The following is a 13,940-nucleotide window of genomic DNA, read 5'->3' on the forward strand; positions in this document are numbered from 1 at the left end:
TTAAAAAATTATTATGCAATTATTAAAACGTTTTGGATATTATGCAATTGGATTAGGCTTCGGAGCTATAATTGTACTTTTTATATGGAAAGGTAAAGATGTTTCTTTTGATTATGGAATGGATGCCAGAACGTTAAAAACAATTCGCATTAAAAAACGTTTATTTACTGATAAAGCAAAACAAGTAATGGCAACTACAGCTATTGATTCTGCTACTATATCTACTATTTTAAACAATGGAGATGTTAATTTTAGTAAAAGTAAACCGCGTATAAAACCTTGTCCAGAGTATTTTATTACAGGTAAAGATAGTTTAAATCATATTGTTTTATATATAACTCGATGCGATTCAACTGCTACAATTAATACAATTACAATTAATTAACAGTTTTTATACTTATCATAAAGTCCAACTCCATTTAAAATTCATCGGAATAATTTTTTTCTAATCTTTTTTGTTTGGCTGTTGTTCTTTTTGCTTCAAATATATAATTTGTGTATGCTATTTTTATTTAAAGTAAACTGATTAAAACTTTCTCTTAATTTTTTGTTACTGTCAAATTTAATTTGTAATTCTTCTGGAAGTTCTATTGGCTCGATATTTTTTTTAGGTTTTAACGCTTTTCCTTCTTCTGAATTTTTAATAGCTTCTAAAACATATTAATATCTTTCAAATTATAAAATCGCCATTATCGCATTGCTTTTGTTTTTCCTTCTTGAGCATTTTGCTACAATTTTTATCATCAACTAAAAAAAGAACCTTGAAAAAACTACAAGCCACAATAATTTTTAAAAGCAGATAAACCTACTATATTTTCTCTTTATTTACATAAACAGGTGCTTTCCATTTAATAGCCTCTTCTAATTTTAATCCTAATAAAACAGAACGCAAGAGGGTTACTCTTGCGTCCATTAATCATTTTTTGGTATGTAATTTGTAATTTTTTCGTCCATTTAATTGGCGATTTCACTGGTAAATTTAATACGCATCAATCGTAATTCGTCATCATCATAGTCCCCATCAAATTCATCTAAAGCTTCTTGAATTTTGTCTGTTTCAGACTCCATAAAATAATCATGTATTTCTTCTTGCTGATCTTCATCTAACAAATCTTCAACAGCATAATCAATATTTAATTTCGTACCCGAAAACACAATTGCTTCCATCTCTTTAATCAGTTCAGACATTTCTAATCCTTTTGATTTTGCGATGTCTTCTAAAGGCAGTTTTCTATCTGTATTTTGAATTATATATAATTTTAATCCAGAATTTACACCTGTACTTTTAACAATTAAATCATCTGGTCGTACAATATCATTTTCAGCTACATAATTGGTTATCAGCTTTACAAAATCTTTACCAAATTTTTTAGATTTTCCTTCTCCTACACCGTGAACTTTTGATAATTCTTCTAAATTCACTGGATATTTTAGTGCCATATCATCTAACGACGGGTCTTGAAACACTGCAAAAGGCGGTACACCTAAACGCTTACCTACACTTTTACGTAAATCTTTTAGCATTGCTACTAATTTAGTATCTACTCCACCTCCTTTTGATTTTTCTGTCGTTATTATTGTTCCGTCATCATCTGTTGCATAAACATGATTTTCAGTCATCATAAAAGAAGTAGGATTTTCTATAAATTCCTTTCCTTTATTGGTTAGCTTTAAAACTCCATATTGCTCAATTTCTTTTTTGATAAAATCAACTACTAATATTTGACGGATCAACGCCATCCAGTAATGATTATCTTTATCTTTACCTACACCGAAAAAAGGCTGACTTGTTGTTTTGTGAGATTTTAAAAGTGCATTTTCTTTACCTATAATAGTATTTACAACTTCTTTAGGTTTATACATTTCATTAGTATCTCTAATTACAGATAATAATGTTTTAACCTCTTCTTTTGCTTGATGCTGCTTTTTAGGATTTTTCATATTATCATCCATATCTGCACCATCTCCATTTATTTCATCAAATTCTTCTCCAAAATAATGCAACAAATATTTACGTCTATTCATTGATGTTTCGGCATATCCAACTACTTCTTGTAAAAGTGCGTGACCAACCTCTTGCTCTGCAACAGGTTTGTTTGCCATAAATTTTTCAAGCTTCTCAATATCTTTATATGAGTAAAAAGTTAAGCAATACCCTTCTCCTCCATCACGACCAGCCCTACCTGTTTCTTGATAATAACTTTCTAAACTTTTAGGAATATCATGATGAATTACATAGCGTACATCTGGCTTGTCAATTCCCATACCAAAAGCAATGGTTGCTACAATAACATCGCAATCTTCCATCAAAAACATATCTTGATGTTTTGCGCGTTTTTTAGCATCCAATCCTGCATGATACGGAAGTGCATTTATACCATTTACTTGTAAAACCTGTGCTATTTCTTCTACTTTTTTTCTACTTAAACAGTAAATAATTCCTGTTTTACCTATTCGTTGTTTTATAAAACGAATGATATCTTTTTCTATTTCTTTTGTTTTTGGACGAACTTCATAAAACAAGTTTGCTCTATTAAAGGATGCTTTAAATACGTTGGCATCACTCATTCCTAAAGTTTTCAAGATATCTTCTTGCACTTTTTCAGTAGCAGTAGCCGTTAAACCAATAATAGGTACATTATCAATTTGTTTGATTATATTTCTTAAATTACGGTATTCGGGTCTAAAATCATGTCCCCATTCAGAAATACAGTGTGCTTCATCAATGGCAACAAAAGAAATAGTTTGCTTTCTTAAAAACTCAGCATACTCCTCTTTTATTAATGATTCTGGCGCTACATATAACAGTTTTGTTATTCCTTCTTCAATATCAGACTTTACCTGAGCAACTTCTGACTTGTTTAATGATGAGTTTAAAACATGCGCAATACCATGCTCTTCAGATATTCCTCTAATGGCATCTACCTGATTTTTCATTAATGCTATTAATGGTGATACAACAATTGCAGTACCCTCTTTCATTAATGCAGGTAATTGGTAACAAAGCGATTTACCACCCCCTGTTGGCATTATTACAAACGTGTTTTCGTTGTTTAAAATGCTTTTTACAACTTCTTCTTGTAGACCCTTAAATTGGTTAAAACCAAATATTTTTTTCAATGATCCATATAACTCAGACTGCTCTATATTCATCTTCTAATATCAAAAATTAAAAATGCAAACTAATTTACAAAAAAACTTTACACTAACTCAGGTAAATTTTATTTTTATTAAAAAGTTTTTCTTCTTAAATATTCCTATTTTTACATTTTAAAAATTACTTAAAACTTTTTTAACTTGAAAGACGCAAATGCAATTCTCTCAACAGCAAAAGAAACCATACTTTTAGAAAGTAATGCTATTGCTAATTTAGCAAATTTATTAAATAGTTCGTTTGTTGAAGCTGTAAATTTTATTTTCAACTCAAAAGGTCGTGTTATTGTTACCGGAATTGGTAAAAGTGCTAACATTGCTAACAAAATGGTAGCTACTTTTAATTCTACTGGTACACCTGCTGTTTTTATGCATGCTGCAGATGCCATACATGGCGATTTAGGTAATGTACAAAACAACGATATCGTTATTTGTATTTCAAAAAGTGGAAATACTCCTGAAATTAAAGTGCTGGTTCCCTTAATTAAAAGTTCAAAGAATAAAATTATTGCTATTACCGGTAATCCTGATTCTTTTTTAGGAAAAAATGCCGATTTTTTATTAAACTCTTTTGTTGAAAAAGAAGCCTGTCCTAATAATTTAGCCCCAACCACAAGTACAACAGCACAATTAGTTTTAGGTGATGCTTTGGCGGTTTGTTTATTAGACCTTCGAGGATTTACAAGTAGTGATTTTGCTAAATATCACCCTGGTGGTGCTTTAGGTAAACGATTATACTTACGAGTGGCTGATTTAATTAAAAACAACCAATTACCAAAAGTTAATAGCACAGACAAAGTAACACAAGTTATTGTTGAAATTTCTGAAAAAAGACTTGGGGTAACTGCTGTTGTTGAAGACTCTAAAATTGTTGGAATTATTACCGATGGTGATATACGTAGAATGCTTAGTAAAACAACTAAAATTGATGAGTTAACAGCCAATGACATTATGAGTAAAACCCCTAAAACTATACATGTTGAAGCGATGGCTGTTGAAGCTTTAGATACGCTTGAAAATAGTAGTATTACTCAAATTTTAGTTACCGATAATGATAATAATTACGTTGGTGTTGTGCATTTGCATGATTTAATTAAAGAAGGTATATTTTAAAATGGCTGAAAAAGAAATGTCCTTTTTAGACCATCTTGAAGAACTAAGATGGCATTTAGTAAGAAGCTTTGCTGCAATTTTTATTGTTGCTATCCTTATTTTTGCTAATATTAACTTTGTTTTTAATGAAATTCTATTAGCGCATTTAAAACCAGATTTTGCTACTTATCAGTTTTTTTGTAAAGTATTTACAGCTGTTGGTATTGATAGTAGTTTTTGTAACATCAATTTTAAACAAACATTACAAGCTTTAAACCCTACACAGCAATTAATGACAGGAATATGGTCTTCATTAATTCTTGGTTTCGTAGTTGCTTTCCCTTATATATTATGGGAATTTTGGCGATTTTTAGCTCCTGGTTTACACGATTCTGAAAGAAAAAAATCAAAAGGTTTTATTTTTACCTCTTCTTCTCTTTTCTTTTTAGGAATATTATTTAGCTATTACATTATTTTACCAATGTCGGTTTATTTCTTTTATAATTTTGAAATTTCTGATGCTATTGAAAACAACTTTAAGTTAGAAGCTTATATTAGTTTAATTACCAACACATTAATAGGTGTTGCTGTTTTTTTTGAACTGCCTGTAATTATATTTTTCTTAACCAAAATAGGTTTAATAACTCCTGAGTTTTTACGAAAGTATCGTAAACACGCCTTAGTTATTGTTTTAGTATTATCAGCAATAATAACACCACCAGACGTTGCTAGTCAAGTAATTGTTTCGGTACCCATAATGATACTTTATGAAATAAGTATTTATGTATCACAATATGTCTTAAAAAAACAAAATAAAAAAAATGTCTCAAAAAGTCCAAGAGTTTAACGACTACCGAGCTAAAATGAATGATAAAATTTTAGCAGGTGATAATAAAATTATCAAACGTATTTTTAATTTAGATACCAATGCCTTTAAAGAAGGTCATTTGCCTACCAAAACAAAAGAATTGTTAGGTTTAGTTGCCTCTGCAGTTTTACGTTGTGATGATTGTATTGCATACCATTTAGAAAGTTCTCATAAAAACGGAGTAACTAAAGAAGAAATGATGGAAACTATGAGCATTGCCACACTTGTTGGAGGTACAATTATGATTCCTCATTTACGTCGTGCTGTTGAGTATTGGGAAGCTCTTGAAGAAGAAAATAGTTAACAAATCATTAAGCTATAAGTTTATAGTTTTTCTGTAATTTAGTATCGCTATTTATTAAAAAAAAGCAATATCAATGAAATTAAGAGCAGATAATATTCAAAAAGTTTACGGTAGCAGAAAGGTTGTAAAAGGAATCTCTTTAGAAGTAGAACAAGGAGAAATCATTGGTTTATTAGGCCCTAACGGAGCTGGTAAAACAACCTCTTTTTACATGATTGTTGGGATGATAAAACCAAATGCAGGACGTATTTTTTTAGATGATGAAGAAATTACCGATGACGCCATGTACAAACGTGCTCAAAAAGGTATTGGGTATTTAGCCCAAGAAGCATCCGTATTTAGAAAACTTTCTGTTGAAGATAACATCATGTCGGTTTTAGAGTTTACTAACAGATCTAAATCTGAAAGAAAGCAACGTTTAGAAGAATTAATTGATGAATTTAGTTTAGGTCATGTTCGTAAAAACCGTGGAGATTTACTTTCTGGAGGTGAGCGCCGTAGAACTGAAATTGCTCGTTGTTTAGCTTCAGACCCTAAATTTATTCTATTAGATGAACCTTTTGCAGGAGTTGATCCTATTGCTGTTGAAGATATTCAGGGAATTGTAGCCAAACTAAAAACAAAAAATATCGGTATTTTAATTACCGATCATGATGTGCAAGCAACCTTAGCGATTACTGACAGAACTTATTTGATGTACAATGGAGGTTTTTTAAAAGAAGGAACCCCAGAAGAATTAGCTGATGACGAAACTGTACGTAGAGTATATTTAGGTAAAGATTTTGAGTTAAAAAAGAAGAAATTTTAACGAACTTTACTTTTAAATCATATAAAAAAAGGAGCTTTTCAGCTCCTTTTTTTATATGATTTAAAATACAATTTATGCTTTTTTTAAATTATTAATTACCGACATTATTACATATAATACTATTATTAAAGGTACAGCTACAAATTTTAAAAACACTAATAACACCACAGATAACGCTAAAAAAATATATTTTAACGCATTTTCTTTAACTCCAAAAGTTTTAAACTTTAAGGCAAACAATGGTACTTCAGCATTCATTAAAAAAGTTAAGATAAACGTAATCGCTATTAAAAAATATTGATTATTTATTAAATCAATAAAAAATGATTGCTTTGAAAATTCAATAATTAGCGGTAACGAAATTACAAACAAAGTCATTGCTGGTGTTGGAATACCTATAAAAGAATCTGACTGACGTGTATCAATATTAAAATTAGCTAATCTATAACAAGCACCTAAAGTTAGCAACAAACCAATATAAGGTAAATTACTCCCAGTTGCACCGTACATATCGATTCCAAAATAACTTGCGGCATCAACATTTAAAGCACTTATTAATAACTGCAACATTACAATACCAGGCACTACCCCGCTGGTTACCATATCTGCTAAACTATCTAATTGTTTTCCTAATTCTCCTTGAACATTTAACATTCTTGCTGCAAAACCATCAAAAAAATCAAAAACAATTCCTGTTATTACTAAAATAGCGGTTCCTACAAAATCTCCTTTAATAGCAAAAATAGTGGCTATGGTACCACATAATAAATTTCCTAGTGTTAATAAATTTGGAATATGTTTTTTCATCAGTTTCAATATTTACAGCGAAAATAAGAAATCCTTTTATCAGTTTTAGCTTTTACTTTTTTTTTATCATATTTGTTTACACTTGATATAAACTAAAAAACATGCCTATTCTTGCTTCGGATTTTAATCCTAGTTTACCCTTTAAAAATGCGCATTTTAATACAATGTATCGTCCTTTATTTATGAAAGATACTATTAATTATAAACGCAAAAGAATTACAACTTGGGATGCTGATTTTATCGATTTAGATTTTTCAATAGTAGGATCAAGTTCTTTAGTTTTATTGATACATGGTTTAGAAGGCAGCGCGAACTCTAATTATATGATTTCAACATCTAATTATTTAAATAAAGATGGATTTGACACCGTTTCTATGAATTTACGCAGTTGTAGTGGTGAAGACAATTTACTTTTAAAAACCTATCATAGCGGCAAAACAGATGATGTTCATTTTATTATTAAACATCTTATTGCTAATTACAATTATAAAAATATTATCATTGTCGGTTTTAGCTTAGGAGGAAATTTAACGTTAAAATACTTAGGTGAATACAATGATATTCCTACCCAAGTTAAAGGCGGAATTGCTATTTCTGTTCCTATTGATTTAACAAGTTCGCAAGCAGAACTAATAAAACTAAAAAATAAAATTTATTTGAATGAATTTATAAAATCTATCAAACTTAAAATGCTTGAAAAAGCAGATAAATTCCCTGATTTTAATTTAAACAAAGAACTGTTATTTAAAGCTACAAAATTTCGTCATTTAGAAAAACAATATACCGTTCCTGTATTTGGTTTTAAAAACTCAGAAGATTATTGGCAAAAAGCAAGCTCTAAACCTTATATACCAAAAATAAAAGCACCCACATTACTCATAAATTCATTAGATGATAGTTTTTTATCAAAGGAATGTTATCCTTTTGATGAAGCTGAAAACTCTTCAAAATTTCATTTATTAACTCCAAATTATGGTGGTCACGTTGGCTTTATAAGTTCATTTAGTGATCAAGAAAAATGGATAGAAAAAAATATTACACATTTTATAAAAGAAAATATTTTAAATCATTCTTAATTATGATATTTGAAAGCATTTATACATTATAAATTATGATGAAAAAGACCATTCCTTTTTTGATAATACTTTTTTGTTATCAAATTATTTTTTCGCAAATAGTTACGACAAAAAAATTATCCGCAGCTTCGCAAATAAGTATTATCACCTCTGGGCCTGGTGAAGTTTTATATGAAAAATTTGGACATACTGCTATTCGTGTTAAGGATGCTGCCTTACAATTAGATTTAATTTATAATTACGGAATTTTTGATTTTGACAACCCTACTTTTTATGCCGATTTTACCAAAGGTTATATGAAATATATGTTGGCTAAATATCCTTTTTACTTAGCTTTAAAAAGTAATCAACAAGATAAACGCTGGGTAAAAGAACAAGTTTTAAATTTAACACAACAACAGAAGCAACAGTTTTTTACTATTTTAGAAACAAATGCACTACCAAAAAATGCTGGATATTTATACGATCCTTTTTTTGATAATTGTGCCACAAAACCTCGTGATATTATAAAAAAAGTAGTAGGCACTAATTTAATTTTTAATAATGATTTTGTTACTAAAAATTTATCTTTAAGACAATTGATGAATAAAGAAATTCATCCCAATACTTGGGGAAGCTTGGGTATTAATGTTGCCTTAGGAAACAGATTAGACCAAATAGCAACAGCAAACGAATATTTATATTTACCTGACTATGTTTTTAAAGCTTTAAAAAACTCTAAGATTTTAAAAGAAGGGAAAAAAGTAAATTTAGTCTCAAAAACAAGTATTTTATTAGATTTTGAAGAAAAAGAGTCAAAAAGTGATCCTTTTTCACCATTTTTAATACTCTCACTATTATCTTTATTTGGGTTATATATTACTTATAAAGATTATAAAAACAAAACAAGAACTAAATTACTTGACTTTACGTTATTTTTCACAACAGGTATCATAGGCCTTTTAATTGTTTATTTATGGTTTTACACCAATCATTCTACCGCTCCTAATAATTTTAATTTCTTATGGGCATTTTTACCTAATATAGTTGTGGCTTTCTTTTTATTAAAAAAAAATACGCCCAATTGGATTGCTAAATATTGTTTGGTATTACACCTTTTTTTAATAATAGCCATTATTATTTGGATTACAGCAACTCAGTTATTTTCAATAACCTTAATTCCGCTATTAATTTTACTAAGTATTAGATATTGGTTTTTACAAAAAACTCTGAATCGCTAATTCATAACTTTGCAAACCAAAACCTGTGATTACACCTTTTGCATTGGGAGCAATATAACTTACATGACGAAAATCTTCACGCGAATGTACATTTGAAATATGCACTTCAATTACAGGGGTTTCAATACCTTTAACTGCATCAGCAATACCAACAGATGTATGTGTGTAAGCAGCTGCATTTAAAATTATACCATCAAAATTAAAACCTACTTCATGTAATTTATTTATAATTTCACCTTCAATATTAGATTGATAATACTCTAACTGTATTGTGGTATACTCTTCTTTTAGCCCATCAAAAAAATCTTTAAAAGAATTTGAACCATAAATTTCAGGCTCACGTTTTCCTAATAAATTTAAGTTTGGACCGTTTATAATTATTATTTTTTTCATTCTTTTATTTTAAAAAGCTAAAATACTATTTTTAAATTTTGAGCATAAAAAAAGAGAAGCAATTTGCTTCTCTTTTTAGTAATTTATTTTGTTTATTTCTTAGAAATATAAAGCAAAACCAATTAATCCTTGGAATAATCCTTTTTGACCATCTTCTAAACCAATGTTATATCTTAAAGCTGGCTTAACCGCTACATTTTCTCCTAAAAAGTATGCATAACCTGCTTGTAAACCTAACCAGTTTACACTATGTGTATCATAAGAAGTACCTGTAAAGTCGATTCCTACTGGAAACTGACCAGCGATATAATACTCAGCACCTACTTTATAAGTAAAAGCTTCTTGTCCATCATTGTAACCTAAACCTCCTTTAATAGCTAAATCATCTTGAATAAAGTAACCTCCATCTAATCCAATAGCAAAATTTGAATCTCCATCAGAAGAAGCAAAAGAAAAAACAGTGTTTCCTGTAGCAGCAGAACCAGTGTTAGCTTCAATTACCCATTTTCCTTTAGCTGTTTGTCCGTTAGACTCTTGTGCGTTTGCAGTAAACCCAGCAGCAACGATAGCGATAACTAATAATAATTTTTTCATAATCCTTTAAATTTTTATTTTATAAATTTGAGCTGCAAAAATAGTGCTATTTTTATACTACACAACACTTTTTATAAAATAAATCTAAGCTAAACACACACAAAAAACCTAAGCATCAAATTATCAAAAACTTATAAATAAAATTATTGTTTTTTAATTTTAAAACATAAAAAAAGGAAGCAATATTGCTCCCTTTAACTTATTATATCTTATTTTTTTTATAATGCAAACATTAGTCCTGCACTAAAAGTCGCAAATGTTGAAGAACCTCCTAAACCTGAATCTACCGACATACCCATATATGAAGCTTGTACCATCATTGTTTCACTGATGTTATAACCTACCATTGGTCTATAAAAAAATGATGATCCTGATGCGTTAGCCATACCTAAAGCTAAACCTAAATCAGCTCCTACAACAAACTCGTCAGACACACTGTATCTTGCAGCCCCTCCTAAAGGTAAGAAAGAAGGTGCATCAAGACCGTCTTTTCCTAAAAAATGTACGTAAGATGCTGTTGGCCCTACTTTAAATTCGTCAGAAACTTCAAATAAATAATTCGCTTCAACTCCAAAAGCAAATGAAGATACATTAGAAGCATCACCTACTGGTAAACCTAAATTAACACCTGCATTAAATTGTCCTTGTGCATTTGCAGTAAATGATGCTGCAACTACTGCTACTAAAAATAATAATTTTTTCATAATTTTAATTTATGTTCTGTTTAATTGTTCCTGCAAATTAAAGCTTATTTTTGAAAAAAAAAAATCAGAAAACTAAATATACCCAATTTTGGGTATATTTTAAATTATTACGGTTTGAACTGGAAACAAGCAACATACGATTATATTAATTATTTAAAAATAGAAAGAGGGCTCTCTAAAAACTCTATTGATAGTTATCATAGAGATATAAAAAAACTCGTTTTATTTATTGATACTCTTAAAAAAAAATATGCTCCAATAAATATATCTTCTGACATTATTCAAACCTTTATTTATGAAAGTAGCAAAACAATAAACCCCAGAAGTCAAGCACGTTTAATTTCAGGCTTGCGAAGTTTTTTTGATTATTTGATTTTTGAAGACTATCGCCAAGATAATCCTACTGATTTAATTGAAAGTCCTAATATTACCAGAAAACTACCAGATACGTTAGAAAAAGAAGAAGTTGATGCTTTAATTGCTGCCATTGATTTAAGTCATCCGCAAGGCGAACGAAACAAAACAATTGTCGAAACTATTTTTAGTTGTGGTTTGCGTGTTAGTGAATTAATAAACCTACAATTATCTGATTTATTTTTTGATGATGGTTACATACGTATTTTAGGAAAGGGGAATAAATTCCGTTTTGTACCTATTCATAAAACCACCATTAATTATTTAAACTTCTATATTTATGATATTCGCTCTAAAATAACCCCAAAAAAGGATGATGAAGATATTGTTTTTTTAAACAGACGTGGCAAACGTTTAACCCGTCAGATGATTTTTATTATTTTAAAAGAATTGGCTATAAAAATAAATCTTAAAAAAAATATTGGTCCACACACATTACGACACTCTTTTGCTACTTATTTATTAAAACACGGTGCCGATTTACGAGTGATACAACAATTACTAGGACATGAAAGTATTACAACTACTGAGATTTATGTACATTTAGATACTAGCTATTTGAAAGAAGTAGTAGAATTACATCACCCAAGAAGTGATATTAATTTAAATGATGATAAAAAACAAGAAAAGTAAATAGTTTTACGAAACTATTGGGTACAAAAAATGGCAAGCTACCTACATCACACTGCTACAACCTAATACCCTTGCTGCGTTCCCACCCTGGGGGATTCAAAGGGAGCTAGTTGTGTAGAACTTGCCGCTGCAAATTTACAGCCTTTTTTGATAAAAACAATGAAAAAAAAAAGCTTTTTTTTGTAACTTTTTTAACTCTTTGAATACTAACCTATTGTTAAGAATCTTTTTTTTACAACAACCCGATTCGAAAACAAAATAATATATTTGTTAACTAACTAAACTCAAACAATGGAAAATCAAGCAAACAGTAAAAACATTATTTTAAATTATGGATTATACTTAGGTTTAATCGGCATATTCATTCATTTAATATTTTATGCAACAGGTAACTTAATTAAATTTCAATGGATAACCGGTGTTTTAGGTTTTGTGGCCATGATTGCCTTAATCATTTTAGGTATTAAAAAATTTAAAGCTAATACTGGAGGTTTTTTAACTTTTGGAGAAGCTTTAAAAGTAGGTGTAGGAATTGCCGTATTTAGTGCTGTTATTAGTGCTGTTTACACTTTAATATTTATCAATGTAATTGAACCTGGTTTTGAAGCACAAATGATGGAAATTCAAAAACAAGCTTGGTTAGATGCTGGCATGAATGACGAGCAGATTGAAGCATCTGAAGAAATGGCTAAAAAATTTGGAGGCCCAGCAATTACAATACCTGTATCAATTGTTGTTTCAGCATTTTTTGGTTTTATTATTTCTGCTATCGGAGGCGCAATCATGAAAAAAACAGAAGAAGATCAATATTAAGAATACTTTAAAAAGGTAAAGCTATAAAGTTTACAAAAGACTTTGTAACTTTACCTTTTTTAAATTTTGCACCTATAATATGGATATATCGGTAGTAATACCACTTCTTAACGAAGATGAATCTTTACAAGAATTACATGATTGGATTGCAAACGTTATGCAATCCAATCGTTATTTATATGAAATAATATTTATTGATGATGGTAGCACCGATACTTCTTGGCAAGTAATTGAGCAATTATCAACAAAAAACAGTGCTGTAAAAGGGATTCGTTTTCAACGTAACTACGGTAAATCACAAGCATTAGATGCTGGTTTTAATTTAGCTAAAGGAGCAGTTGTAATTACTATGGATGCCGACTTACAAGACAGTCCTGATGAAATTCCTGAATTATACAATTTAATAATTAACGAAAACTTCGATTTAATTTCTGGATGGAAAAAGAAACGTTATGACAATGTGGTAACTAAAAACATTCCTTCAAAATTATTTAATTGGGCTGCTCGTAAAACATCTGGTTTAAAATTACATGATTTTAACTGCGGATTAAAAGCTTATAAAAATGAAGTTGTTAAAACCGTAAAAGTAAGTGGCGAAATGCATCGTTACATTCCTGTTTTAGCAAAAAACGAAGGCTTTAATATTATTGGCGAAAAAGTAGTACAACATCAAGCAAGAAAATACGGCGTTACAAAATTTGGAATGGATCGCTTTGTAAACGGTTTTTTAGATTTAATTACTATTTCATTTTTATCAAAATTTGGCAAACGACCAATGCATTTTTTTGGCCTTTGGGGTAGCTTAATGTTTATCTTCGGTTTCTTTGCTGCTTTTTTTATTGGAGCTATGAAAATATACCGATTATCAACCGGAATAAAAACCATTTTAGTAACCAGTAATCCTTGGTTTTATATTGCTTTAACCTCAATGGTTTTAGGAACTTTATTGTTTTTGGCAGGTTTTTTAGGAGAATTAATTATTAAAAGTAATCCACAACAAAAACATTATAAAATCAAACAAAAACTAAATTTATAAAACGCGTATCTTTGTACGTTTTAAT

The 13,940-nt window shown here is 29.4% G+C and carries 15 protein-coding genes and 1 other RNA gene; 10 read left to right on the plus strand and 6 right to left on the minus strand.

Going from position 1 to position 13,940, the window contains the following annotated elements:
• Positions 1 to 13: 13 nt before the first annotated feature.
• Positions 14 to 385 carry a DUF4258 domain-containing protein gene (locus tag Q4586_RS05455; protein WP_068705831.1) on the plus strand — a complete coding sequence of 124 codons (372 nt, stop codon included), beginning with the start codon at positions 14 to 16 and terminating at the stop codon, positions 383 to 385.
• A gap of 569 nt (positions 386 to 954) precedes the next feature.
• On the opposite strand, the gene Q4586_RS05460 is transcribed toward Q4586_RS05455, so the two are convergent.
• Entirely contained in the window at positions 955 to 3,153 is a 2,199-nt protein-coding gene (locus Q4586_RS05460; RefSeq protein ID WP_068705829.1) for a RecQ family ATP-dependent DNA helicase, read from the minus strand.
• A gap of 144 nt (positions 3,154 to 3,297) precedes the next feature.
• On the opposite strand from Q4586_RS05460, the gene Q4586_RS05465 reads away from it, so the two are divergent.
• The 4 genes from Q4586_RS05465 to lptB all read left to right on the plus strand — a co-directional run bounded on the left by Q4586_RS05465 (position 3,298) and on the right by lptB (position 6,225).
• A complete protein-coding gene (locus tag Q4586_RS05465) occupies positions 3,298 to 4,266 on the plus strand; it encodes a KpsF/GutQ family sugar-phosphate isomerase (protein WP_303527099.1) in 969 nt (322 codons plus the stop codon).
• Position 4,267: 1 nt separating this feature from the next.
• Positions 4,268 to 5,092 carry a twin-arginine translocase subunit TatC gene (gene tatC, locus Q4586_RS05470; RefSeq protein WP_303527102.1) on the plus strand — a complete coding sequence of 275 codons (825 nt, stop codon included), beginning with the start codon at positions 4,268 to 4,270 and terminating at the stop codon, positions 5,090 to 5,092.
• Positions 5,067 to 5,417 carry a carboxymuconolactone decarboxylase family protein gene (locus Q4586_RS05475; RefSeq protein ID WP_068705823.1) on the plus strand — a complete coding sequence of 117 codons (351 nt, stop codon included), beginning with the start codon at positions 5,067 to 5,069 and terminating at the stop codon, positions 5,415 to 5,417. The genes tatC and Q4586_RS05475 overlap by 26 nt, the downstream gene beginning before the upstream one ends.
• A gap of 73 nt (positions 5,418 to 5,490) precedes the next feature.
• The gene (lptB, locus tag Q4586_RS05480) at positions 5,491 to 6,225 is read left to right on the plus strand and encodes an LPS export ABC transporter ATP-binding protein (RefSeq protein ID WP_068705822.1); all 735 of its coding nucleotides are present in this window, start codon (positions 5,491 to 5,493) and stop codon (positions 6,223 to 6,225) included.
• Positions 6,226 to 6,297: 72 nt separating this feature from the next.
• Here the strand turns inward: lptB and Q4586_RS05485 are convergent, their stop codons facing one another.
• Positions 6,298 to 7,032, minus strand: coding sequence for a CDP-alcohol phosphatidyltransferase family protein (locus Q4586_RS05485; protein ID WP_303527112.1), 735 nt, complete (start codon positions 7,030 to 7,032; stop codon positions 6,298 to 6,300).
• A gap of 101 nt (positions 7,033 to 7,133) precedes the next feature.
• On the opposite strand from Q4586_RS05485, the gene Q4586_RS05490 reads away from it, so the two are divergent.
• Entirely contained in the window at positions 7,134 to 8,108 is a 975-nt protein-coding gene (locus Q4586_RS05490) for a YheT family hydrolase (protein WP_303527114.1), read from the plus strand.
• A gap of 35 nt (positions 8,109 to 8,143) precedes the next feature.
• Entirely contained in the window at positions 8,144 to 9,328 is a 1,185-nt protein-coding gene (locus Q4586_RS05495; RefSeq protein ID WP_303527116.1) for a lipoprotein N-acyltransferase Lnb domain-containing protein, read from the plus strand.
• Here Q4586_RS05495 and aroQ read toward each other — a convergent pair.
• The 3 genes from aroQ to Q4586_RS05510 all read right to left on the minus strand — a co-directional run bounded on the left by aroQ (position 9,305) and on the right by Q4586_RS05510 (position 11,019).
• Positions 9,305 to 9,721, minus strand: a complete 417-nt coding sequence (gene aroQ / locus Q4586_RS05500) for a type II 3-dehydroquinate dehydratase (protein WP_303527118.1) — start codon at positions 9,719 to 9,721, stop codon at positions 9,305 to 9,307. The two genes, Q4586_RS05495 and aroQ, sit on opposite strands and share 24 nt — an antisense overlap.
• Positions 9,722 to 9,820: 99 nt before the next feature.
• Positions 9,821 to 10,315 (minus strand): hypothetical protein, encoded by a 495-nt coding sequence (locus tag Q4586_RS05505; protein ID WP_303527120.1) that lies wholly within the window; start codon positions 10,313 to 10,315, stop codon positions 9,821 to 9,823.
• 218 nt (positions 10,316 to 10,533) lie between these two features.
• On the minus strand, positions 10,534 to 11,019 hold the full coding sequence (locus tag Q4586_RS05510) for an outer membrane beta-barrel protein (RefSeq protein WP_303527123.1): 486 nt from the start codon (positions 11,017 to 11,019) through the stop codon (positions 10,534 to 10,536).
• Positions 11,020 to 11,133: 114 nt separating this feature from the next.
• On the opposite strand from Q4586_RS05510, the gene Q4586_RS05515 reads away from it, so the two are divergent.
• Positions 11,134 to 12,066, plus strand: coding sequence for a tyrosine recombinase (locus tag Q4586_RS05515; protein WP_068705808.1), 933 nt, complete (start codon positions 11,134 to 11,136; stop codon positions 12,064 to 12,066).
• Positions 12,067 to 12,094: 28 nt separating this feature from the next.
• Here the strand turns inward: Q4586_RS05515 and ffs are convergent.
• Positions 12,095 to 12,193, minus strand: an RNA gene (gene ffs, locus Q4586_RS05520) — signal recognition particle sRNA small type.
• Positions 12,194 to 12,357: 164 nt separating this feature from the next.
• On the opposite strand from ffs, the gene Q4586_RS05525 reads away from it, so the two are divergent.
• Together Q4586_RS05525 and Q4586_RS05530 are read left to right on the plus strand one after the other, a co-directional pair.
• Positions 12,358 to 12,879: a DUF4199 domain-containing protein gene (locus Q4586_RS05525; RefSeq protein ID WP_068705806.1), complete on the plus strand. Its 522-nt coding sequence runs from the start codon at positions 12,358 to 12,360 to the stop codon at positions 12,877 to 12,879.
• 79 nt (positions 12,880 to 12,958) lie between these two features.
• The gene (locus Q4586_RS05530) at positions 12,959 to 13,915 is read left to right on the plus strand and encodes a glycosyltransferase family 2 protein (protein WP_068705805.1); all 957 of its coding nucleotides are present in this window, start codon (positions 12,959 to 12,961) and stop codon (positions 13,913 to 13,915) included.
• The last annotated feature ends 25 nt before the right edge of the window (positions 13,916 to 13,940 follow it).

Origin of the sequence: Tenacibaculum soleae (assembly GCF_030549005.1) — a bacterium.
Classification (GTDB): domain Bacteria; phylum Bacteroidota; class Bacteroidia; order Flavobacteriales; family Flavobacteriaceae; genus Polaribacter; species Polaribacter soleae.